Below are 21,508 nucleotides of genomic sequence, written 5' to 3' on the forward strand. Positions count from 1 at the left end.
GAATGGAAAAGGGCCTCGGTGAAAACCGGGGCCTTTTTTGTGTGTATCTGCTGAGGCATGGTCCGGCCATGCCCGATACGCCCTTTGGCCTGACCGACAAGGAAGTCGCCGTCCTTCACCTGCTGGCGCGGGGGCATGACGTGAAGAGCGCAGCGGCCGAATTGGGCCTTTCCATCCATACCGTACATGAGCGCCTCCGCGAAGCGCGGCGCAAGACGGGTGCGAGCAGCAGCCGGGGCGCTGCCCGTCTTTTGATAGACGGGGCGGCTCCCAATTTTTCAGGGTCCGAAAAATCCGGGGTGTTGCCGAGGCCCGTCGAGGACCAACCACCGGTTCAGTCCCGCATCGGGGCGACGGGCGGCTCGCGTTTTCTGGGCCGGTGGGGAATGCCGATGATGATATCCGCGATAACGACCATCGCGATCCTGGCGGCGACACATTTGACTTCAGGTGATGCCGCGAAGCCCGCCGGGCCGCCGCGCGTAATATCGACCAGTCCGGCCGCAAATAGGGTGATATCAGCCGGACCGATCAGTCTGAAGGTCACGTTCGACCGCCCTATGCGGCGCGACAGCTATTCCTTTGTATATGCTTCGCCCGAGACCTATCCCGACTGCGGTCGTAACCAGCCGGTTCAGTCGGCGGACGGACGGACCTTCACCCTAACTTGTTCGGTGCAGTCTGGAAGAAGCTATGAGGTCTGGTTCAACAGCCCGGCATATAGGAATTTTGTAGACGAGAACGGAGCTCCGGCAACGCCGTATCGACTGCAATTCCGCGTAAAATAGTGGAGTCAGACATGACGGGGATGCGTATCTGCCCGCATGACCGCGTGCGCAGCCTCCATTCCCGTCTCATAAGCTCCATGCGCGGTTGAGAAATCCTCATGTGAGCAGGCCTCACCTGCAAAGAAGATCCGGCCGTCGACCGGCTCGGCCAGTATCTGTCGCGCTCCGGCTTGACCGACCCTGGCGTGGCTGTAACTGCCACCGATCAACGGCACGTGCCGCCAGCGGGTAGCGCCCAGCGCGGTAAAGCGCTGCCGCCAGTCGCTGCCCAGCAGAGTGACCAGTTCGTCGATGGCGAATTGCGCCGCCGTGCCTTCGTCTTCCAACGCCTCGGCGCAGGGGCCGCCGAAGAAGCTCTCGACGATCGGCCAGCCGAAGGGGGAGAGGCGGTGGCTGGCGGTGCAGGCGCTGTGCGGATTGCCGGTCAGATGTGCATGCGCGGGCCAGGGCAGGGGGCCTTCGACCGAGAGAAAGACCTTGTCGGCGATTCCCAGCGGAAGTGCTGCGGCGGCCTCCTGCTTGGCGGGGAGTGGTGGGTCGAAGGTCAGCTTGCCGTCCGCCAGAACGGTGGTGGGAACGGCGATGATGACGTGATCCGCCTCGATCATACCGGCAGAGGTTTTAATGCGGATGGTCTGGCCGCGATGGTCGATCCGGGTCGCCGTTACGCTGGTCCTTACGGGCACGCCAGCCGCGTGGTTCACGATAACGGTGCCATAGCCCTCGACCACCGCCCAATTATCGTCGGTCGCCGCCTTCTCATACGCCGCCCAGTCGTGCAGCGACACTTCAGCCAGCGAGGCGCCATTGGCATAGCCGGAGATCGCATCGATTATCGGCCGCCACGGATCGTCCTTATCGACAAAGCCCGACAACGGCCGGTCGGGGCCGTCGAGCGCGGCCATCGCCGCCTCTTCGAACCGCGCATAGGCCTCGCCCGAGGCGCGCTTCTGGTCAGGAGGAAAGCCCAGGTCGTTCCACTGGACCTGCCAATTGGGCGAGCGGCGGTCGATGGTGAAGCCCGCCTGTTCGGCGATGGCGGTCCAAGGATTGCGCTTGGCCGAATGAAGCCAGCCACAGCCATGATCGACGATATGGCCGGTCGGCAGACAAACGCTCCGCGCCCGCCCGCCCAGCCGATCCGCCGCCTCGATCAGCAGAACATCGCGCCCCGCATCGTGCAACGTCCGCGCCGCCGCGATCCCGGCCGCACCGCCGCCAATGACGACGGTGCGGCCCGTCATGCTCAGGCCGCCGCCAGCAGCCGCTTCTCGCCGGCGATACGCATCATCGCCTTTTGCAGCTTCTCGAACGCGCGCACCTCGATCTGGCGGACGCGCTCGCGGCTGACGCCGTAGACCTGGCTCAGCTCTTCCAGCGTCTTGGGATCGTCGGTCAGGCGACGCTCGGTCAGGATGTGCTTTTCGCGGTCGTTCAGGTCGTCCATCGCGCTGACCAGCATGTCGTGGCGGACATCCGCCTCCTGCTGCTCGGCGACGACCGAGTCCTGAAGCGGCGCGTCATCGGCCAGCCAGTCCTGCCACTGGCCCTCGCCATCCTCGCGCATCGAGACGTTGAGCGAGGTATCGCCCCCCATCGCCATGCGGCGGTTCATGCTGATGACCTCGTCCTCGTTGACGCCCAGATCGGTGGCGATCTTGGTCACGTCCTCGGGGCGCAGATCACCGTCCTCGAACGCGTCGAGCTTCGACTTCATCCGGCGCAGGTTGAAGAACAGCTTCTTCTGCGCCGCGGTGGTGCCCATCTTCACCAGGCTCCACGACCGCAGGATATATTCCTGGATCGAGGCCCTGATCCACCACATCGCATAGGTGGCGAGGCGGAAGCCGCGATCGGGCTCGAATTTCTTCACGCCCTGCATCAGGCCGATATTACCCTCTGAGATCAGTTCGGAGGTGGGCAGGCCATAGCCGCGATAACCCATCGCGATCTTCGCCACGAGACGCAGGTGCGAAGTGACGAGCTGCGCCGCCGCTTCCGGGTCGCCATGCTCCTGGAAGCGCTTGGCGAGCATATATTCCTGCTCCGGGGCAAGGATCGGGAATTTCTTGATCTCGGCCAGATAGCGGTTGAGCGATTGCTCCCCGCCGAGCGCAGGAATCGTCGCCGGGACGTTGCTGCCTTTTGCCATGATCCTTATCTCCCTTTCTGGAGCGTCATTCCGTCCGTCCCGTCATCGGGTGCGAGGCGGTCTTCTGCTATACGTGAAGCCGACTGAACAGTTCCTGCATATCGGCAGGCATTGGGCTCTCAAACGCTAAAGCGTTACCGCTTATGGGATGAATAAAGCCCAGATGCGCCGCGTGCAGGGCTTGGCGCCGGAAATCGAGTTCATCGAGCAGGGCTTTTTGAGCACCCTTTGTTCTACCATAAACGGGGTCGCCCAGCAAGGCGTGACCGAGCGATTGCATATGCACCCGCACCTGATGGGTGCGTCCCGTCTCCAGGCGGCATTCGACCAGCGCCGCGTTGTTCAGCTTCTCGATGGTGCGGTAATGGGTTACGGCGCGCTTGCCGCCCTGCACGATCGCGACCTTTTTGCGGTTCTGCGGGCTACGCGCGAGCGGGGCGTCGACCGTGCCGTCGGCGGGGCGGGGGATGCCGCCGGTAATCGCGCGGTAGCGGCGGTCGATCGAGTGGGCGGCGAACTGCTTGGCGAGGCCCTCATGGGTGCGGTCGGTCTTGGCGGCGACCATCAGGCCGGAGGTGTCCTTGTCGATCCGGTGGACGATGCCCGGTCGCGCGACGCCACCGATGCCCGACAGCGACCCGCCGCAATAATGCAGCAGCGCATTGACCAGAGTCCCGTCCAGATTGCCCGCGGCGGGATGCACGACCAGCCCGGCGGGCTTGTCGATGACGATCAGATGCTCATCTTCGTATGCGATGACGAGCGGAATATCCTGCGCCTCGTTATGCGCCGGGGTGGGGGCGGGGACGGCGACCTGGAACAGATCGCCCGCCGCCGCCCGCTTGGCGGGGTCGCGCGCCATCACGCCCTCGCGCGTCACCGCGCCGCTGGCGATCAGCACCTTCAGCCGTTCGCGTGACAAAGTCGGCACCGCATCGGCCAGCGCACGGTCCAACCGCCAGCCATCCGCTGTGGGCGCGATCCGCGCATCGATGATGGAAACCCCCCGGTCCATGGCTTAGTAAATTGGGCATGACCGTAACGATTTCAAGCGATGCGCTGGACTTCATTCGCAAATCCGCCGCCGCCTTGCCCGATCGCGAAGTGTGCGGGCTGCTGCTGGGCGAGGGGAACAGCATCGTGTCCGCTGTCCCTTGCACCAATGTCGCCGCCGAGCCCTGGCACCGGTTCGAGATCGACCCCGCCGCGTTGATCGCCGCGCATCGGGGGGCGCGGGGCGGCGGGCCGGCGGTGATCGGCCATTATCATTCGCATCCGACGGGGCTGCCCGAGCCTTCGCCGCGGGACGCCGCCGATGCCGCGCCCGACGGAACGATCTGGCTGATCGCTGGCGGCGGAGAGGTCACCGCCTGGCGTGCGGTCGCGGCGGGCCGACGCCATGGCCGGTTCGAACCGCTCGCCCTTGCTTGCGCCGATGCGTCGGTCGCGTCAAAAAGGGAAACTTCGTCAAGGGATTTTGCATGACCGTCAGCCCGGTGGATTTCGCGAGCTTGCTGTGTTCGCGACTGTGCCACGATCTTCTGTCCCCCGTGGGCGCACTCAACAACGGGCTGGAATTGCTCGCCGACGAAACCGATCCGGCAATGCGTGCGCGGTGCATGGAATTGCTGGCCGACAGTGCGCGGGCTTCGGCCAACAAGCTGAAATTCTTTCGCCTGGCGTTCGGTGCGGGTGGCGGCTTCAGCGACCGGGTCGACATGGCCGAGGCGAAGGCGGCGGTCGAGGGGCTGTTGGTCGACAATCGTCGCACCACGCTGGGCTGGCTGGTCGAGGCGCCGTCGCTGCCCAAGCCGGCGGTGCGTATCCTGGTCAATCTGGCGCTGATCGCGGTCGAGGCGCTGGCGCGGGGCGGGACGATCGACATTGGTGCCGAGGCGGGGCGTGAGGCGATCGAGATCGCGATCCGGCTGGAGGGGCCGCGCATCCTGCTCGACCCCGAAATCCGCCGTACCCTGATGGAGGGGCAGGGGACCGAACCGCTCGGCTCGCGCACCGCGCCGGCTTTCCTGATCCACACGCTGACGGTGGAACATGGCGGCATGACGCTGGTGACCGAGCCGGCGCCCAACACCATGATCCTGGGGGCCGCGATCCGGGCGGGGTAAACGCCCTTTTAATCTTGTGGCGGCAAGACGATGTCCGAAATCTCGGTGTCCCGGGGAAATATGGACGACCTGCTGCAGGAATTCATTGCCGAAACCCGCGAGACGCTGGACGCGCTGTCCGGCGAGATCGTCGCGTGGGAGGCGAACCCTGCCGATCGCGGGCGGCTCGATGCGATCTTCCGCTTCGTCCACACGGTGAAGGGAAGCTGTGGCTTTCTGGACCTGCCGCGCCTGTCACGATTGAGCCATGCCGCCGAGGATACGCTGGCGGCGGTCCGTGATGGCGGTCGGATGCCCGACACCGCGCTGGTCAACGGCGTGCTGGCGATCGTCGACCGGATCGGTGCGGTGGTCGAGGCGATCGCGGCGGGCGTGCCGCTGGACGACTCGGATGACGAGGCGCTGATCCTCGCCCTCTCGCAGGTCGAGGAGCCCACACCCGTCGCCCCGCGCCGTACCGCGACGGCGGCGCGCGTCGCGCCGCGCAGCATCCGCCTGAACGTCGACCTGCTCGACCGGATGATGAGCGGCATGTCCGACATGGTGCTGGCGCGCAACGAACTCGCCCGCCGGCTGCGCGACGACGTGCTCGATCCTCGGGTTGAGGCGGCGCTGGACCGGCTGTCGCTGACCGTCGCCGATATGCGCGATACGGTGACGCGGACCCGGATGCAGAAGGTCGATGCGCTGTTCGCGGCTCTTCCCCGCATGGTCCGCGACACGGCTGCCGAACTGGGCAAGGCGGTGATCCTGCGGATCGAAGGGTCGGATGTCGACCTGGATCGCGAGATGATCGAGATGATGCGCGACCCCCTGGTCCACATCATCCGCAACGCGATCGACCATGGCATTGAGTCGCCCGCCGAGCGCCGCCGTCGGGGCAAGCCCCCCACGGGCCAGATCTGCGTGACGGCTCGCCAGTCGGGCAATCAAATCCTGATCGAGGTCGAGGATGACGGCGCCGGCATCGACGTCGCCCGCATCGCCGCCAAGGCGGTGGCGAGCGATGTGCACAGCGCTGCCGAGGTCGCCGCAATGAGCCCGGCCGACAAGCTGAAGCTGGTCTTCGCCCCCGGCCTGTCCAGTCGTGACACCGTCTCGACCATGTCGGGACGCGGTGTCGGCATGGACGTGGTGCGCGCCAATATCGAGCATGTCGGCGGCCGCGTCGCGCTCGACAACCGGCCCGGTCGCGGGCTGACCATCACCATCCAGGTCCCGCTGACCCTGTCTATCATGTCGACCATCGTCGTCGCGGTCGGCCAGCAACGTTTCGCGCTGGCACGCCAATCGATCGAGGAAATCGTCAAGGTCCGTGGGCCGCAGGTGCGGATCGACCCCGTCGGCCCTGCCCAGATCGCCACGGTGCGCGGCCGGCGCCTGCCGATGCTGCCGCTCGGGAGCTTCCTGCACATGGGCGGCGAAGCGCCATCGACGCTGGTCATTGTCGCGACTCGCGATGGCGATTATGCGCTGGGCGTCGACGATGTGCTCGATACCGAAGAGGTGGTGGTCAAGCCTGCCGCACCGGCGGTGATGGCGACCGGGCTTTATGCCGGACAGACCTTGCCCGACAGCGGGCTGCCCATGCTCCTGCTCGATGGCGGCGGCCTCGCGGCGGCGGCGGGGCTGCGTTTCGATCGGGTCGCGGATGTCGAGCAGGAGGCGGGCGAGGCTCAGCATGGTACGCCGGCCCTGTTGTTCGACGACCTTGATGGATTGCGCCGGGCCATTCCGCTGGGCGCGATCGACCGGGTGGAAAAGATCGCGCACGATGCCATTCATTGGTCGGGTGGGCAGGTCCGCCTGATCGTCGGTGACACGACGATACCGCTGCACGCGGTCAGTCATGACGCCCTGTCGAGCGTCGCCCCGGACGATGCGATCGAAGTACTCCGCCTGACCGATGGCGATGCCGAATGCGCCTATGCGATGGCGGGCGCGATCGAGATCATTCCGCTGCCCGTCGATATCGCGCCAGCTTCCGGCGGCGGCGCGATCCTGGGGGTGACGGTATGGGACGGGCAGGCGATCGAGATTCTCGACCCGCTGGCGCTGTTCATGACGACCAGCCTGCCGCAACCGGAGGGCGCGCCGCCGCTCTGCCTGCTCGATGGGACGGGGGCGGAATGGATGGACCGTTTCCTGCGGCCCGTACTGGAGGCCAATGGCTATCGCTGTACGCTGCAACTGCCGGCAGGCGAGGCGCCGGCCGTGCGACTGGTCATGGACGACGATGCATCGGTGGCCGCCGTCAGCGCGCCGGTCGTGCGGCTGCGGCGCGACCGCGACGGGCCGGCCGATCCCGACAGCATCTATCGCTATGACCGCTCCGCGCTGATCGCGGCGCTGGCCGGTCATGCCCGCCGGGGAGGCCGCTGATGCCGCTGTTCCTGATCGCCCGTATCGACGGGCAGGGTGTGGTGTTCGACGCCGATCAGGTCGATGCCGTGGTCGATATCGGCGACGTGGTGGACGTGCCGCGCGTCGAACCCTCGATCCGGGGGCTGGCCGCGTTGCGCAGTCGGGTCGTGACGGTGGTCGACACGCGCCTCGCGCTGGGGCTGGAGCCGGTGGCGGATCATGTCCGGCGGGCGGTCATCACCCGCCAGGACGGCCATTATTACGCGATGCTGGTCGATGAGCTGGACGATATCGAGACGTTCGAGACCAACCCGATGCCGCATACGCCGCCGGCGCATGGTCGCTGGGGCCGGGCGGTCGACGGCATCGTCGTGCGCGATGGCGAGCCGCTGTTGATACTCGATCTGGCCCGGCTGGTACCGCATGGCACCGCGCTGGCATGTTGACGGATTAACCTGGCCCTTACTTTCGCACGGCTATGATGGCGCGCGGTCCCCACGGGATCGGTTGCATTAGAAGGCGTGCCGCATGAAAACCTGTCTGGTCGTCGACGATTCCAAGGTCATCCGGAAAGTCGCACGCCACATCCTCGAGACGCTCGACCTGGAAGTGCGCGAGGCCGGCGATGGGCGCGAGGCGCTGGAGGCCTGTCTCGAATCGGTTCCTGACGTCGTCCTGCTCGATTGGAACATGCCGGTGATGAGCGGGATGGATTTCCTGCGGGCCCTGCGCGAGGCCAATCTGGAACGCCGGCCCCGGATCGTCTTCTGCACCACCGAAAACGGCATGGCCCATATCCGCGCGGCCATCGATGCGGGCGCCGACGAATATATCATGAAGCCGTTCGACCGCGACACGCTGGAGAGCAAGCTTCAACTCGTCGGGATGATCTGATCCCGCCGCCCGGACGTTCGCGCGGAGCCGCCTTGTCATGGCCTCTTCTCTTCATCCAACATGCGCCTCGCCGGATGCCTGCACCCGCATCCTGATCGTCGATGACTCGGCGGTGGCGCGGGCGTTGATCGCGCGGCAGATCGAGCCCTGGTCGCGCTTCGCGGTTGTCGGCGCGGTCACCCATGTCGAAGCCGCACTCGCCTTTCTGGCGCAGCATGAGGTCGACATCATCCTGCTCGACGTCGCGATGCCGGGCATGGACGGGATCACCGCCCTGCCGAAGCTGCTCACCGCCGGGCAGGGGGCGCGGATCATCATCGTATCGTCCTCCACGCCCGCCGGCGGCGCGGCGGCGGTCCAGGCACTGGCGCATGGCGCGGCCGATACGCTGGTCAAGCCCAAGCCGCAGGGACTGTCCGAATTCAGCGATGCGCTGCTCCACAAGTTGGAAGCGCTGGCGGTGCCGCAGGACCGGACGGGTGGGCCATCCAGGCCGTTCGCTCCCCCCGTGACGCGCACGGCGATGCCCGACATTATCGGGATCGGCGCCTCGACCGGTGGCATCCATGCGCTGGCAAAGCTGCTCGCGCCCTTGCCCGAGACGATGACGGTGCCGATCGTGGTGACCCAGCATCTGCCCGCGTCCTTCATGTCCTATTTCGCGGCGCAGCTTGCCGCGGTGGCGCGCCGGCCTTGTGACATCGCGGAGGACCGCATGCGACTGCGCCCCGGCCGCGTCGTCGTGGCGCCGGGGGATGCGCATATGACCTTCACGCCGCTGCCGGACGGCGGTGCGGCGATCCGCCTCCAGCATGAACGGGCATCGAGCGGGTGTCTGCCGTCGGTCGATCCGATGTTCGCCGCCATGGCGCGGGTCTGGGGACCCCGGGCACTCGGCATCGTGCTGACCGGCATGGGGCGCGACGGGCTGGACGGCGCGCAGGTGTTGAAAGCGGCCGGCGGCACGATCGTCGCGCAGGACGAGGCGAGCTCGGTCGTCTGGGGTATGCCCGGCGCGATCGTCGCCCATGATCTGGCCGATATGGTGCTGCCGCCAGATGCCATCGGCGCGATGCTGGCGCTGGGGACGCGACCCTGATGGCCCCCGGCATGCGAACCGTCCTGTCCGAGACGCCTTTTCCGGGGGCGCAGCCGCCTATGGCGTCGACCCAGGCCTTCAACGTCCTGGCCGCCTTGCTGGAGGCGCGCACGGGGCAGCAGATCGTCCGCCATCGCTCGACCCGCGTCGATACCGTCCTGATGCCCTTGATGCGCGAGCGGCGGCTGGACACGCTCGATCAGCTCGTCACCGCGATCCTAGACGGCAGCGATCCGTCGTTGGCGGGGCGGGTGGTCGATGCGCTGGTCAATTGCGAAACCTCCTTCTTCCGCGACCCGCATGTCTTCGACTTGATCGTCGAGGCGATCGCTATGGTCGAAAAGACCGGCCGCCGTGCCCGCATCTGGAGCATGGGCTGCTCGACGGGGCAGGAGCCGCTGTCGATCGCCATGGTCTTTGCGGAGCGGAACGAGACGCTCGGCACGCCTATCCCCGAGATCGTCGCGACCGATGTGTCGGAGGCCGCGCTCGCCCGCGCGCGTGCCGGCTGCTTCACCCAGTTCGAGGTGCAACGCGGCCTGCCCATCCGTCATCTGGTCCGCTGGTTCGAGGGGCGGGCGAACAATGAATGGGTCGCGCGGCCCGAACTGCTGCGCCATGTCGCCTTTCGCCAGATGAACCTCGTCTCCGACCCGCCCCCTGGCGGCGGCTTCGATCTGGTCCTGTGCCGCAACGTCATGCTGTATTTCGCACCAGAGCCCAAACGGCGGGCGTTCCAGACCCTGGCCTCCGCCATGCGCCCCTCGGCCGGGCTGATCCTGGGCGCGGGCGAGACGGTGATCGGGCAGACCGGGCTGTTTCGCCTGAACCCCGGCGGGCGCGGCCTGTATGAAAAAACCGAGATGGAAGAGATGCCTCGCGCGTCATGAGGGGCATATCCATCGGCGATCGATGCCGCTAGACGGGGATCCCAGCGGACCGGGGCCGTTCAGGAGGTTGCATGACGATCGTCGACACGCCGTCGCCCAATTTCGACGTGCGGAGTTTGCCCATATCGATGATCGTCCTGCACTATACGGGCATGCAGGATGCGGAATCGGCGATCGCGCGGCTGCGCGATCCGGAGGCCAAAGTGTCGTGCCACTATCTGGTTGCCGAGGACGGCACGGTGCTGCGCATGGTCGCCGAGGAGGATCGTGCCTGGCACGCCGGCCAGTCGCACTGGCGGTCGATCGAGGACGTCAATTCGGCGAGCATCGGCATCGAGATCGTCAATCCCGGCCATGACTGGGGCTATCGCCCGTTCCCCGACGAACAGATCGCGGCGGTGATGGAACTGGTCGCCGATATCCAGAAGCGGCACGGCATCACGCGCGGCAATATCGTCGGCCATTCGGATATCGCGCCCGCGCGCAAGCGTGATCCGGGCGAACTGTTCCCCTGGGGCGCGCTGGCCCGGCGCCGTCTGGCGCTGCCGCGTCCAACCAAGAATCTGATGGACCCGATGTGGACCGAGGCGGGGTTCTGCCTGGCCCTCGAGCGGTTCGGCTATGACGTGACCGACCGGATGGCGGCGATCATGGCGTTCCAGCGGCGTTTCCGCCCCGAACTGATCGACGGTGAGATCGATGCCGAATGCCGGATGATCCTGCTCGCGCTGTTGCTGCCGCGTCCGCAGGGGGATGATTGAGACGAGGGGGCGTGGGCTTCGACTTTGCTCAGCCTGAACGGCGCGCAGGAAGAGCGGCTTCATTCCCCAACCTCCGTTCAGGCTGAGCAAAGTCGAAGCCCACGCCCCGCCGCTAAATCACAAACCCCTTGCCCTAATCCCCAATCCGTCTACATCGCCACCAGCCAGAGGGCCGGGCGGCCGCGGCCTCGGGAAACCGGGGGCGAGGAAAGTCCGGGCTCCGCGGAACGACGGTGCCGGGTAACGCCCGGCGGGGGTGACCCCAGGGACAGTGCCACAGAGAGCAGACGGCCACGGCTTCGGCCAGGTCAGGGTGAAAGGGTGCGGTAAAAGCGCACCGCGGTCCCGGTAACGGGAACGGCATGGCAAACCCCACCGGGAGCAAGACCGAATAGGGATGGCATGGCGCGAAAGCGTCGGGGCGTGTTCCCGCCCGCTATCCGGGTTGGTTGCTTGAGGCGATGTGCGAGCATCGTCCTAGAAGAATGGTCGCCCATCCGGTTTCGCCGGTGGACAGAACCCGGCTTACAGGCCCTCTGGCTTTCCACCCCGAAATGGGGCAGCCTCCCGCCGCAAGAGCTTGGGAGGGCTTTGGGGTATCATGACATCGACGATATTTGCGCGCGCCGGTCTGATCGGACTGGCCGCCGCCACCGGTGCGGCCGCCTTTGCGCAGCAGGCCTCGCCGCCCGCTGCGGCACCGGCCAAGAGCATGCAGCAGCAATATGACGCGGCGACCGCGCTGGACAGTGGGCAGGACTCGGCGGCGGCGTTGGCCGCGTGGGACCGGATTATCGCTCAGGTCAAGCCGGGCAGCCGGACCTGGGCGATCGCGATGGTCCGCAAGGGCGGCGCGAAATTTCGTATGGGGCAGATCGACGAGGCGGCTGCGACGATCCGCGCGGGTCTCGCCGTGCTACCCGCCAGCGACCCGTCGCTCGCCGAGGACCGGTTCGCCGCGCACATGAAGCTGGGCGGCATCGCCTCCACATCGCTCGACTATGCCGATGCCACTGCGGAGTATCGCAAGGCGGCGGAGGAATCGCCCGACGATATCGGGCGGATGGCCGCGCTGCTGGCGATGGTCCGCACCCAGACCTTCACCGATCCGGGCGAAGCGCAGGCGACGCTCGCGCGGGCCGATGCGCTGGCGCAGAAGATCAAACTCGCCAAAATGGACCAAGCGGCACTCGAGCAGGCGCGGCTGCGCCTGGCGATGAATAGCGGGCGGCTGGACGAAGCCAACCGGATGGCGCCAAAGGTCGTGTCGCTCTTGGGCGGGATGACGCTGAACAAGGTCGATCTTCGCGATGTCGCCGCGCGATCGGATGCCGCCATCGCCGCGCTGCTGACCCATCATGAGGACAGCGCGCGCGAATATATGGCCTATACGGGCGCGGGTCGCTCGACCAAGGGCAGTTTCGGCTCGGCCAGCCTGATGGCCCCGCCCGAATGCGGGGGCGAGGCTGATCTGAAGCCGGAGGATGTCTCCGTCATCCAGTTCAGCGTTGGAGACGATGGCACGGTCTTCGGCGTCGAGCCCATCTATTCCTCGGGCGGTGGGGCCAAGGGGCTGGCCTTTGCCCGCGCGGTGCGCGACTGGGTATGGTCGCCTGAGGAACTGAAGGAGTTGCCACCCTTCTTCCGGTACAATGTCCGATTGGAGATGCGCTGTTCGACGGCCTATAGCCGCCCCTCGATCGGCGAGGCGATCAATGCCAGCTTTACCGAATGGGTGGAGAAGAAGGGCTTGGCCACGCCAGCAAAATCGGGTTCCGTCGGCGCGGACGCGCTGACCCGCCAACGCGCCGCGCTCGCCGCCGCCGAGGCCAAGGGCCAGACGCCCGCCATCCTCGCCGCCGCCGCGCAGATGCTCGACAATCCGACACTGGGTAGCGACGATCGCGCCGCCCTGATCGCGAAAGTCCAGCCTTTGGCGGCGGCATCAGACATGCCCGCCATGGCGCAGCTGGTCTTTGCGATTCCAGCGCAAGAGGGGCGTAACCGAGACTGGCGCGGGGCCGGGCGCTACGCCGCGGTCATGAGCCCGATGCTCGGCCAAAGGCCTTTTGCCGATGATCCGCAGGCACGTGCCGCGCTTCGCCTGTGGATCGCGGATCGCATCGGCGAGAAATATGCGACCCCTTATCTGCAGCAGGTGGCGGACGATAAGGGGCTGGACCCGCATGACCCGCTGCGCGTTGGCGCGCTGATCCGCCTGGCCTCGGCCGCCAAGCGGCAGGGCGATCTGGCCCTGGCCCGCCAGACCTTCGAAAAGAGCGGCTTGGCCGCGTCGCAATGCGCAACCCTGGACGCGATGCCCAAGCCGGTGACGCTGCCCGGTAGCAGTGCCTTTCCGCAGGAGGCGCAGCGTTGGGGTTTCGAGGGCTGGGTTCGCAACCAGTTCGATATCGGTGCCGATGGTCGGGTCGCTAATGCCCGGACGCTGGTCAGCTATCCGCCCTTCATCTTTTCAAATTCGGCGGAAAAGGCCTTCCAATCCATGCGCTATGAAAAGACCTATCGCCCCGATGGCGGGCTTGGCTGCGGCGCCAGCGTGAATGGCATCCGGTTCAAGTTGCCGCAATGATCGAACCGGCCGGGCTGCGCCCAGCGGGCACCCCGGCCGGCCCTTTACACCAGAACCTTGTCCGGCCGCTCCAGGCCGTCGAGATCGGTTGTCGCGTCGATTTCCAGCAGGGTTTTTATATGCCCGTCGCGAATGTCGTAGACCCAGCCGTGCAGCCATAGCTCGCGGCCTTCGGCAAAGGCCTTTTGGATCGTGTCCAGCCGGGCGAGGTGGCGGAGCTGCTCCATCACGTTCACCTCGACCAGCCGGTTGACCTTTGCGCCCTTGTCCGGCTGGGCGTCGATCTCGTCGCGGTGGCGGTGCAGCACGTCGCGGGCATTGCCCAGCCACTGGTCGACCGGCCCCTGCGTTCCGCCCTCCAGCGTCGCCAGCACCCCGCCACAGCCATGATGGCCGCACAGGATGACATGGCGGACCTTCAGCACATCGACCGCATATTGGACGACCGACAACAGGTTGAGATCGTCGTCATGGACCAGATTGGCAATGTTGCGGTGGAGGAACATGCCGCCCGGCGGCGTCATGGTCATCTGCTCGGGCGTCACCCGGCTGTCGGAACAGCCGATCCAGAGGAAGTCGGGCTTCTGCCCCACCGTCTGGCGCTGAAAGAAGTCGGTCTTCTCCTCCAGCAGTTCGGCGGCCCATGCCTTATTGGCGAGCAGGAGTTGCTTATATTCCCTCATGCGTAGCGCACTCCCGTCGATGGGGCCTGGATCATCGGCGCGGTCCGCTCGGCGACGTCGCTGCGCACGACGACGCTGATCCCGCGATAGTCCGCGCCCTTGATGAAGGCGTTGATGATGTCGACATTGTCTAGATCGACATAGGAAGTCGAGGACAGGTCGATCAGCAGATTGGCGCCGTCCGGCACCTTGGCCAGCGACTTCTGCAGCTCATATTTGTGGATGAAATAGAGGTTGCGCCGCGCGCGGATCAGGCAATCCTCGTCATCGCAGGCGAAGGTCAGCGCGGGGCGGAAGTTGCGCGCTACGACGAAGACGAAGCCCACGACCAACCCGACCAGGATGCCGATCAGCAGGTCGGTGCGCAGGATCGCCAGAATGGTGACGATGAAGGGGATGAACTGGCTCCAACCCTGTTTGAACCGCTCGGTGAACAGCTTGGGCTTGCACAGCTTGTAACCGGTCGCGATCAGCACGGCGGCCAGCGCGGACAGCGGGATGAGGTTGAGCAGCGCGGGGATCAGCGCGACCGACAGGAGCAGCCAGGTCGCATGCAGCATCGCCGACAATTTGCTCTCCGCACCCGCATCGACATTGGCGGAGGAGCGGACGATCACCGAGGTGACCGGAAGACCGCCGAGCAGGCCCGACACGATATTGCCGCCGCCCTGCGCCATAAGCTCCCAATTCTTGTCGGTGGTGCGGCGCCGGGGATCAAGTTCGTCGACCGCCTTGACGCTCAGCAGCGATTCCAGGCTGGCGACGATCGCCAGGGTGATCGCCGTGGTCCAGACCGCGCTGGTCCCGATCGCGGCGAAGTCGGGCAATTGGAACTGGCCGAGAAACTCGCGCGCGCCGCCCGCGACGGGGACGCGGACGAGATGGGCGCCGCCCAGCTGCCATTCGGGGCGCAGCGCACCGAGCAGCATGTTGCCGACCACGCCGATGACGACGACGACCAGCGGCCCCGGCAGCAGACGCAACGGGCCTTGCTTGGGCTTGGCATGATCCCACCAGAACAGGAAGGCGAGCGACACGCCACCGATCAGGACCGCGCCGGGCGCGATATCCTGGCTGACACTGGCCCATAGGTCGGTGAAGGTGTTGCCGCCGGCGCGGCTGGCATATTCAAAGCTACCCTCGAAATCGCCGTCATAGCCGATCGCGTGGGGCACCTGCTTCAGGATCAGGATCAGCCCGATCGCGGCGAGCATGCCGGTGATGACCGAGGAGGGGACGAACTCCGCCAAGACGCCCGCGCGGGTGAAGGAGAAGGCGAGCTGAAGCACGCCGGCCAGCACGACCGCCAGCAGGAACACCTGGAAACTGGGCAATCGCTCGATCGCTTCGAACACGATCACGGTCAGCCCGGCCGCGGGGCCCGATACCGAAAGCGGCGACTTGGACAGGAAGCCGACGACGAGCCCGCCGACGATGCCCGCGATCATCCCCGCAAAGGGCGGCGCGCCGGAGGCGACCGCGATACCCAGACATAGCGGCAGGGCGACAAGCGCCACCACGATCGACGCCGGCACATCCGCTCTCGCGGTGGCCAGGAAGGAACGGCTGTTGGCCACGCAGGCTCCATGACATGAGTAGGGTCGCCATATGCCCGATTCGGACGTGAACATATGATGACGCTCATGTCATGAATGAGCCGCTGGCGGTCGGTCAAGCCTTTCAGATCACGCTATTCCGATGCCGGTGTCGCGAAAGCGTGCGGGCGGTGCTTGCGCCCGTGGCCAAGTCGCTTAAATCGGCGGCGTGGCGCGATCTTCTACACGATCCAATGATTGGGGCTTTCCGCGATGGCGCAGCTATGGTGCGGCGCGCGAGGCGAAGCCCGTGCGTATCTGCGACCGGCATGGCTGCGACCAGCCCGGCAACTGTCCCGCACCCAAATCCCCCAACAGCCCTGACCGCTGGTATTTCTGCGAGGCGCATGCCGCCGAGTATAATCGCGGCTGGGACTATTTCCAGGGCCTGAGCGCCGAGGAGGCCGCCGCGCGGGAAGCCTCGGAACGACGCACCAGCGCCGGCTATGCCCAGTCCAAGCATCAGGCCTGGGCCGGGCCGGGCGATGGCAGCCGTTCGCGCGACGAGATGCGCGCGCTCGATGCCCTAGGGCTGGAGCCGGATGCCGAGTTCGACCTGATCCGTGCGACGTGGCGCGGGCTCGCCAAGGCGAACCATCCCGATATCCGCCCCAATGATCCGGAGGCGGCGCAGAAATTCCAAGAGGTGCAGGCGGCCTATGAAGTCCTGCGTGCCGCCGAGGAGCGGCGTAGCTGGAAGCCCGAGTGATCCGCCGTGCCAAGGCGGATTGGGAAGCGACGGTCCTGGTCTGCGGCAAATGCTCCAAAAAGGTCGGCGGCGGTTTCGGTCCCAAGGGCAAGACGCCCTTGGCGAAGGCGCTCAGGCGGATTTTCGGCAAGGGGCGCAAGGCGTCGGTCGGGGTGGTGGAGACCAAGTGCCTGGGGCTGTGTCCCAAGAATGCGGTGACTTTGGTCGATGGACGGCAGCCCGGGGAGTGGCTGGTCGTCACGCCGGATGAGGATGTCGAGGCGATCGCCGCGCGACTATCCCGGGGTGCCAATCCCTGACGTCTTGGCGTGGCCTTCGACTTCGGCGCATAGCGCCGAAGTCGAAGGCCACGGGAATCCCCCTTAATACCGCCCAGCCGTCTCCCGGATCAGCGCGATCATATTGGGAATCCCCTGAGTCCGGTTGGAACTCAACTGGTTCTTCAAATCGAACGGCGCCAGTTCGCCCTCGATATCGGTCGCCAGGATTTCGGCGGGTGTCTTGTCCTGCACCGTTTTCAGGACCAGCGCGATGATCCCCTTGGTGATCGCGGCGTTGGAATCCGCCAGGAAGTGCAGCGCTTCGCCATTCCCCTGGGTCGGATAGACCCAGACCGAGGCGGAACAGCCGCGCACCAGCGTCGCATCGGTCTTCAGCGCCTCGGGCATCGGCTCCAGCGCACGGCCCAGATCGATCAGCAGGCGATAGCGATCGTCGGCGTCGAGAAATTCATATTCGTCGCGGATTTCGGCAAGATCGGACATGGCCTGGTCCGCTACTCCGTGCATCGGCCCGCGACAAGCCGGTGGTCATCGGCGGGGTGGAAAGGGGAGGGCCATTCCCCGATCGCACCAGGCATGGCGTCAGAGATCGACGCCCGCCGCGATCGCTTCCAGCTTACGGATACGTTCCTTCAGGTCGGCCATCTCGATCCGCGACGAAGCGGAGGGCGCGGCTCCATAAGGCATGTCGTGCACCCGATCGAACTCACGGCTCTTGAGCTGCAGCCAGCCGCGCCATCCGGCCAGCCCGGCGGTCACGATCATGGCGAGGCCCGCAAGCCCGGCGGTGGCGAGGACGATATAGAGATTGGTATCGGTCATGATCCCGGTCCCTTCGGCTTAACGGTCGCGCAGGCGCTCGATCTCGCGGTCGAGATCGATGCTCTTGTGCTGGTCGGTGATGACGCGCTCGAGCACCTGGATGCGGTCCTTGAGCTGCTGGACCTCGGCACGCAGCGCCTGGGTATCGCGGGCGCCTTCGCCACGCAGATGCTCGACGATGTCGAGGCCGGGCGAGCGGCGATGCTTGGCCTTGAAGATGCTGGCGATCATGACGATCGCGACGATCATAACGACCATGAACTGTCCGCCGGACATAGCGGTAACTCCCCTCTAAAATCTTTTGTCAGTGTTCGATGCGGGTGGGCGCCGCGTCGAAGGCGCGAAGCCCGTCGATCTCGTCGCTGAGCGCCAGGCCGCGATCGGTGATGATCCGCTCCAGCACACGGACCCGCCGTTCCAGTCGTTCGGTCTGCGCCGCATATTGCGCCGCCTTTTCCGCGACCATCGAGGCTTCGGTGGCCAGCCGTTTTTCGCGGTAGGCGAACCAGGGCTTGATGACGACGCCGCCGATGATCGCAACCATGCCGCAGCTGATGCCGAAGAGCGGGATCAGGATAGCGAAATCATGCATCGCTTCTCTCCCTCAGCGATCACGCAAGCTGTCGATTTCGCGGGCGGTCCGCTCGGCGGGGTCGGTGGCGATCCGTTCCAGGACGGCGATCCGCTCTTCCAACCGGCTGACTTGGCCGACCAGCTTCTGGTTCTCGGTGGTAAGCAGCTCGACCTTGCGGCTCTCGCCCAGGTCGCCCTTGTGGCTCATGCCGCCCCATTCATTTTCCAGGCTATAGCCGTGCTTCGCACGGATCCAGGTGGTGACCACCCACGCGATCATCGAGATCGAGATGATCGCCAGGACGAAACCGGGTCCTCCCGAAGACATAATCCATACTCCCATAGGATAGTTGATACGTGGCCCCGGCGATCAGCGCAGGCTGTCGATCTCGTCGGCCAACTGGCGGTTGCGGCTGGTGTAATGCAGCTCGATATCGGCGAGGCGACGGTCGAGATCGCGGAACTTCGAGCGCACCTCGGCGGTCGAGCGGCGCGGATTGCTGCGCACGCCCTGCCAGAATTTGGCGTCGTCGTCCGACTGGTAGAGACCGATCGGCTTGGGTGTCGCCATCCAGGCGATCAGCATATAGGCGATCGGGACCCAAGGCATGCCAACCCCGGTCAGGGTCAGCAGGACCGCAGCGATGCGGACCCACATCACGTCCACGCCGGCATAGTCGGCGATGCCCGAGCACACGCCCTTGAACTTGGCATTCTGCTTGTCGAGGTAGAAGTTGGTGCGGCTGGCGGTCATGTCAGTTCCTCCGGTCGAGGCTGTAGTCGGTTTGGCCGAGGCGCGGTTCGGGGCGCCATTCGGACTGCGACAGGCCGGGCTTGAAGTTGGGATTGTCGGCGGCGATGATCCGCTCGACGGTATTCACCCGATCCTCCAGGCGGCGCGCGAGCATGTGGAGTTCGTCCAGCAGTTGCTCGTCTTCATGGGTGATCTTGGGTGCCTGCTTCCACTTTGTGACATAGTGCAGGATCAGCCAGGGCAGCGCGATGAACAGCGTGGTGATCGCGATGCCTGGGGTGATGATGTCCTCCATCTCACTCTCCCTTGTTCAGGCGCGCCTTGAGCGCGGCGAGTTCGGCATCGACCCGATCGGAAGCACGCAGCTCGGCGATCTCGTCCTCCAGCGTCTTGGGGTTCGCGCCCAGGCCCAGCGCTTCCGCGCGGCCCTCGGCCTCGTCCACCTTGCGCTCCAGCACGTCGAAGCGGCTGAACGCGTCGTGCGTCTTGGGGCCGTTCCACATCTCGCGCAGGCGATAGCGGTTGTTGGCGCTTTCCAGACGGGTCTGGACCGCATTCTGCTTGGTCCGCGCCTCGCGCAGCTTGTTCTGCAGCTTGGCGATGTCCTCTTCCGACGCGCGCAGCGCATCGTCGAGCACCTGAACCTCCGCCTTCAGCTGGTCGGCCATGTCGGCGGCCTTCTGACGCTCGATCAGCGCGGCCTTGGCGAGATCCTCGCGGTCCTTCGACAGCGCCAGCTCGGCCTTTTCGGTCCAGCTGTCCTGAAGCTGATCCAGCTTCATGATGTGGCGGCGGATTTCCTTCTGGTCAGCGATCGTGCGGGCGGCAGAGGCGCGCACCTCGACAAGCGTCTCCTCCATTTCGAGGATGATCATGCGGATCATCTTCGCGGGATCTTCCGCCTTATCCAGCAAATCGGCGAAATTGGCGGCGACGATGTCGCGGGTGCGGGAGAAAATGCCCATCGGATACTCCTTGATGGCGAAATGCGTGATTATGCGATCGGCGCCTCGATCGTGGCAACCGGTGCCGTGGTGGTGGCGACATGCGCGGGGGCGAGGGCGCCCAGCAGGCAGGTGGCGCTCATCACGATGGTGCAGGCGATGGCGGCGATCTGGCGGGTGACGGTGGTGGCGAACATGGTGAAAACTCCCTGATTGCGTCTGTCTCGGTCCGCTCGGTGGCGGGATGCCAGATGCATTGCAGGGGGCGTGCCAATTTCGAAAATGACGGAAATCCGCGCTTTTGCAAAATAGTTGCGCTGGCCGAACGATTGCACTCTTGCCAAGGCTTGGCAAAATCCGCCACCTGTTGGGAATGGATCGGACGAGTCAGGTCATCGGCCAGTCGGGGGCCTTTCTGGACGCGCTGGAACGCGCCAGTCGTGCCGCCGCGCTCGACCGTCCCGTGCTGGTCATCGGCGAGCGGGGGACCGGCAAGGAACTGGTGGCCGAGCGTCTCCACCGCCTGAGCGGACGCTGGGACCAGCCGCTGGTCGTGATGAACTGCGCGGCGCTCCCTGAGACGCTGATCGAGGCCGAGTTGTTCGGGCATGAGGCGGGCGCCTTTACCGGCGCGACCAAGGCGCGGGCCGGGCGATTCGAGGAAGCGAGTGGCGGCACGCTGTTCCTCGACGAACTGGGTACGTTGTCGATGGCGGCGCAGGACCGGCTGCTCCGCGCGGTCGAATATGGCGAGGTGACCCGGATCGGCTCGTCGCGGCCCTTGCGGGTCGATGTCCGTATCGTCGCGGCGACCAACGAGCATCTGCCCGACAAGGTCGCCGCGCATCAGTTCCGCGCCGACCTGCTCGACCGGCTCTGTTTCGAGGTCGTCACCTTGCCGCCGCTTCGCGCGCGCAAGAGCGATATCATGCTGCTCGCCAATCATTTCGGGCGGCGCATGGCGGCGGAGATCGGTTGGGAAAGCTGGCCGGGTTTCGGTCCGGCGGCAACCGACGCGCTGATGGAGCATCGCTGGCCCGGCAATGTCCGCGAACTGCGCAACGTCGTCGAGCGCGCCGTCTATCGTTGGGATCGCGAGGGGCCGGTCGATGCGATCGAGATCGATCCCTTCCGCTCGCCCTATCGCCCGCAAGGCCAGTCGCCGGCAGCGGCCAAGAGCGAGAGCCCGGGGCAGGGGAGTGCGCCGGCGCCCGCGACCAATGATGGCGACGAGGTGGCGGCCTGCGATGTGGGCCCTTCCGACTTCAAGTCGCGCGTCGCCCGGTTCGAACGCGAGCTGCTGACCCGTGCCCTGGCCGAGAACCGCTTCAACCAGCGGACCACCGCCGAGGCCCTGGGACTGAGTTACGACCAGCTTCGTCACGCGCTTCGTCGCCATGATCTGATCGGAACGGTTGCGTAACTCCGTTCGGGGAGCCATTTGAGGCGCCCGGCGTTGCCACAGGCAAACCCAAAAGGAGCA

At 65.9% G+C, this 21,508-nt stretch carries 27 protein-coding genes and 1 other RNA gene; 14 read left to right on the forward strand and 14 right to left on the reverse strand.

The window, feature by feature from the left end; translation table 11 throughout:
* The first annotated feature begins 2 nt into the window (after positions 1-2).
* The gene (locus SP6_RS20240; RefSeq protein ID WP_007404164.1) at positions 3-788 is read left to right on the forward strand and encodes a LuxR C-terminal-related transcriptional regulator; all 786 of its coding nucleotides are present in this window, start codon (positions 3-5) and stop codon (positions 786-788) included.
* A 5-nt stretch (positions 789-793) separates the two neighbouring features.
* Here the strand turns inward: SP6_RS20240 and SP6_RS03085 are convergent, their stop codons facing one another.
* The 3 genes from SP6_RS03085 to SP6_RS03095 all read right to left on the reverse strand — a co-directional run bounded on the left by SP6_RS03085 (position 794) and on the right by SP6_RS03095 (position 3,955).
* The gene (locus tag SP6_RS03085) at positions 794-2,032 is read right to left on the reverse strand and encodes a flavin monoamine oxidase family protein (RefSeq protein WP_007404088.1); all 1,239 of its coding nucleotides are present in this window, start codon (positions 2,030-2,032) and stop codon (positions 794-796) included.
* Between the two features lie 2 nt (positions 2,033-2,034).
* Entirely contained in the window at positions 2,035-2,940 is a 906-nt protein-coding gene (gene rpoH / locus SP6_RS03090) for an RNA polymerase sigma factor RpoH (RefSeq protein ID WP_007404166.1), read from the reverse strand.
* 67 nt (positions 2,941-3,007) lie between these two features.
* Positions 3,008-3,955, reverse strand: coding sequence for an RluA family pseudouridine synthase (locus SP6_RS03095; protein WP_007404128.1), 948 nt, complete (start codon positions 3,953-3,955; stop codon positions 3,008-3,010).
* A gap of 17 nt (positions 3,956-3,972) precedes the next feature.
* On the opposite strand from SP6_RS03095, the gene SP6_RS03100 reads away from it, so the two are divergent.
* The 10 genes from SP6_RS03100 (at position 3,973) to SP6_RS03140 (ending at position 13,664) form a co-directional block, all read left to right on the forward strand.
* Positions 3,973-4,425, forward strand: a complete 453-nt coding sequence (locus tag SP6_RS03100) for a M67 family metallopeptidase (RefSeq protein WP_007404019.1) — start codon at positions 3,973-3,975, stop codon at positions 4,423-4,425.
* Positions 4,422-5,066, forward strand: a complete 645-nt coding sequence (locus SP6_RS03105) for a histidine phosphotransferase family protein (protein ID WP_007404004.1) — start codon at positions 4,422-4,424, stop codon at positions 5,064-5,066. The genes SP6_RS03100 and SP6_RS03105 overlap by 4 nt, the downstream gene beginning before the upstream one ends.
* 60 nt (positions 5,067-5,126) lie before the next feature.
* The gene (locus SP6_RS03110; protein ID WP_007404082.1) at positions 5,127-7,448 is read left to right on the forward strand and encodes a chemotaxis protein CheA; all 2,322 of its coding nucleotides are present in this window, start codon (positions 5,127-5,129) and stop codon (positions 7,446-7,448) included.
* A complete protein-coding gene (locus tag SP6_RS03115) occupies positions 7,448-7,876 on the forward strand; it encodes a chemotaxis protein CheW (protein WP_007404093.1) in 429 nt (142 codons plus the stop codon). Before SP6_RS03110 ends, SP6_RS03115 begins: the two co-directional genes overlap by 1 nt.
* An 82-nt stretch (positions 7,877-7,958) precedes the next feature.
* On the forward strand, positions 7,959-8,324 hold the full coding sequence (locus SP6_RS03120) for a response regulator (protein ID WP_007403958.1): 366 nt from the start codon (positions 7,959-7,961) through the stop codon (positions 8,322-8,324).
* Positions 8,325-8,361: 37 nt separating this feature from the next.
* Positions 8,362-9,423 (forward strand): chemotaxis-specific protein-glutamate methyltransferase CheB, encoded by a 1,062-nt coding sequence (cheB, locus tag SP6_RS03125; protein WP_007404183.1) that lies wholly within the window; start codon positions 8,362-8,364, stop codon positions 9,421-9,423.
* Between the two features lie 11 nt (positions 9,424-9,434).
* Positions 9,435-10,313 (forward strand): CheR family methyltransferase, encoded by an 879-nt coding sequence (locus SP6_RS03130; protein WP_007404136.1) that lies wholly within the window; start codon positions 9,435-9,437, stop codon positions 10,311-10,313.
* Between the two features lie 71 nt (positions 10,314-10,384).
* Positions 10,385-11,074, forward strand: a complete 690-nt coding sequence (locus tag SP6_RS03135; protein WP_007404192.1) for an N-acetylmuramoyl-L-alanine amidase — start codon at positions 10,385-10,387, stop codon at positions 11,072-11,074.
* Positions 11,075-11,238: 164 nt separating this feature from the next.
* Positions 11,239-11,618, forward strand: an RNA gene (gene rnpB / locus SP6_RS19965) — RNase P RNA component class A.
* A gap of 57 nt (positions 11,619-11,675) precedes the next feature.
* On the forward strand, positions 11,676-13,664 hold the full coding sequence (locus SP6_RS03140; RefSeq protein ID WP_007404094.1) for an energy transducer TonB: 1,989 nt from the start codon (positions 11,676-11,678) through the stop codon (positions 13,662-13,664).
* A gap of 44 nt (positions 13,665-13,708) precedes the next feature.
* On the opposite strand, the gene SP6_RS03145 is transcribed toward SP6_RS03140, so the two are convergent.
* Both SP6_RS03145 and SP6_RS03150 read right to left on the reverse strand, forming a co-directional pair.
* Entirely contained in the window at positions 13,709-14,347 is a 639-nt protein-coding gene (locus SP6_RS03145; RefSeq protein WP_007404056.1) for a carbonic anhydrase, read from the reverse strand.
* Positions 14,344-15,924 (reverse strand): SulP family inorganic anion transporter, encoded by a 1,581-nt coding sequence (locus tag SP6_RS03150; RefSeq protein ID WP_007404189.1) that lies wholly within the window; start codon positions 15,922-15,924, stop codon positions 14,344-14,346. Before SP6_RS03150 ends, SP6_RS03145 begins: the two co-directional genes overlap by 4 nt.
* 187 nt (positions 15,925-16,111) lie before the next feature.
* On the opposite strand from SP6_RS03150, the gene SP6_RS03155 reads away from it, so the two are divergent.
* A complete protein-coding gene (locus SP6_RS03155) occupies positions 16,112-16,651 on the forward strand; it encodes a J domain-containing protein (RefSeq protein WP_007404091.1) in 540 nt (179 codons plus the stop codon).
* Positions 16,648-16,950, forward strand: a complete 303-nt coding sequence (locus tag SP6_RS03160) for a (2Fe-2S) ferredoxin domain-containing protein (RefSeq protein ID WP_007403953.1) — start codon at positions 16,648-16,650, stop codon at positions 16,948-16,950. The genes SP6_RS03155 and SP6_RS03160 overlap by 4 nt, the downstream gene beginning before the upstream one ends.
* A 63-nt stretch (positions 16,951-17,013) precedes the next feature.
* On the opposite strand, the gene SP6_RS03165 is transcribed toward SP6_RS03160, so the two are convergent.
* The 9 genes from SP6_RS03165 to SP6_RS21195 all read right to left on the reverse strand — a co-directional run bounded on the left by SP6_RS03165 (position 17,014) and on the right by SP6_RS21195 (position 20,222).
* Complete coding sequence (locus tag SP6_RS03165; protein WP_007404142.1) at positions 17,014-17,415, reverse strand: SufE family protein; 402 nt, start codon at positions 17,413-17,415, stop codon at positions 17,014-17,016.
* Positions 17,416-17,514: 99 nt separating this feature from the next.
* Entirely contained in the window at positions 17,515-17,754 is a 240-nt protein-coding gene (locus SP6_RS03170) for a hypothetical protein (protein WP_007404237.1), read from the reverse strand.
* An 18-nt stretch (positions 17,755-17,772) separates the two neighbouring features.
* The gene (locus tag SP6_RS03175; protein WP_037568012.1) at positions 17,773-18,030 is read right to left on the reverse strand and encodes a hypothetical protein; all 258 of its coding nucleotides are present in this window, start codon (positions 18,028-18,030) and stop codon (positions 17,773-17,775) included.
* A 28-nt stretch (positions 18,031-18,058) separates the two neighbouring features.
* Positions 18,059-18,346, reverse strand: a complete 288-nt coding sequence (locus SP6_RS03180) for a hypothetical protein (protein ID WP_007404121.1) — start codon at positions 18,344-18,346, stop codon at positions 18,059-18,061.
* A 12-nt stretch (positions 18,347-18,358) separates the two neighbouring features.
* Positions 18,359-18,655, reverse strand: a complete 297-nt coding sequence (locus SP6_RS03185) for a hypothetical protein (RefSeq protein ID WP_007403990.1) — start codon at positions 18,653-18,655, stop codon at positions 18,359-18,361.
* 42 nt (positions 18,656-18,697) lie between these two features.
* On the reverse strand, positions 18,698-19,081 hold the full coding sequence (gene pspC, locus SP6_RS03190) for an envelope stress response membrane protein PspC (RefSeq protein ID WP_007403975.1): 384 nt from the start codon (positions 19,079-19,081) through the stop codon (positions 18,698-18,700).
* Between the two features lies 1 nt (position 19,082).
* Entirely contained in the window at positions 19,083-19,376 is a 294-nt protein-coding gene (pspB, locus tag SP6_RS03195) for an envelope stress response membrane protein PspB (protein ID WP_007404040.1), read from the reverse strand.
* A 1-nt stretch (position 19,377) separates the two neighbouring features.
* Positions 19,378-20,046 carry a phage shock protein PspA gene (pspA, locus tag SP6_RS03200; protein ID WP_007404037.1) on the reverse strand — a complete coding sequence of 223 codons (669 nt, stop codon included), beginning with the start codon at positions 20,044-20,046 and terminating at the stop codon, positions 19,378-19,380.
* Between the two features lie 29 nt (positions 20,047-20,075).
* Positions 20,076-20,222, reverse strand: a complete 147-nt coding sequence (locus SP6_RS21195) for a hypothetical protein (RefSeq protein WP_007403951.1) — start codon at positions 20,220-20,222, stop codon at positions 20,076-20,078.
* A gap of 176 nt (positions 20,223-20,398) precedes the next feature.
* Between SP6_RS21195 and pspF the strand changes: the two genes are divergently transcribed.
* Positions 20,399-21,448: a phage shock protein operon transcriptional activator gene (gene pspF / locus SP6_RS03205; protein ID WP_007404244.1), complete on the forward strand. Its 1,050-nt coding sequence runs from the start codon at positions 20,399-20,401 to the stop codon at positions 21,446-21,448.
* Positions 21,449-21,508: the final 60 nt, after the last annotated feature.

The organism is Sphingomonas paucimobilis NBRC 13935 (genome assembly GCF_000739895.2).
Lineage (GTDB): Bacteria > Pseudomonadota > Alphaproteobacteria > Sphingomonadales > Sphingomonadaceae > Sphingomonas > Sphingomonas paucimobilis.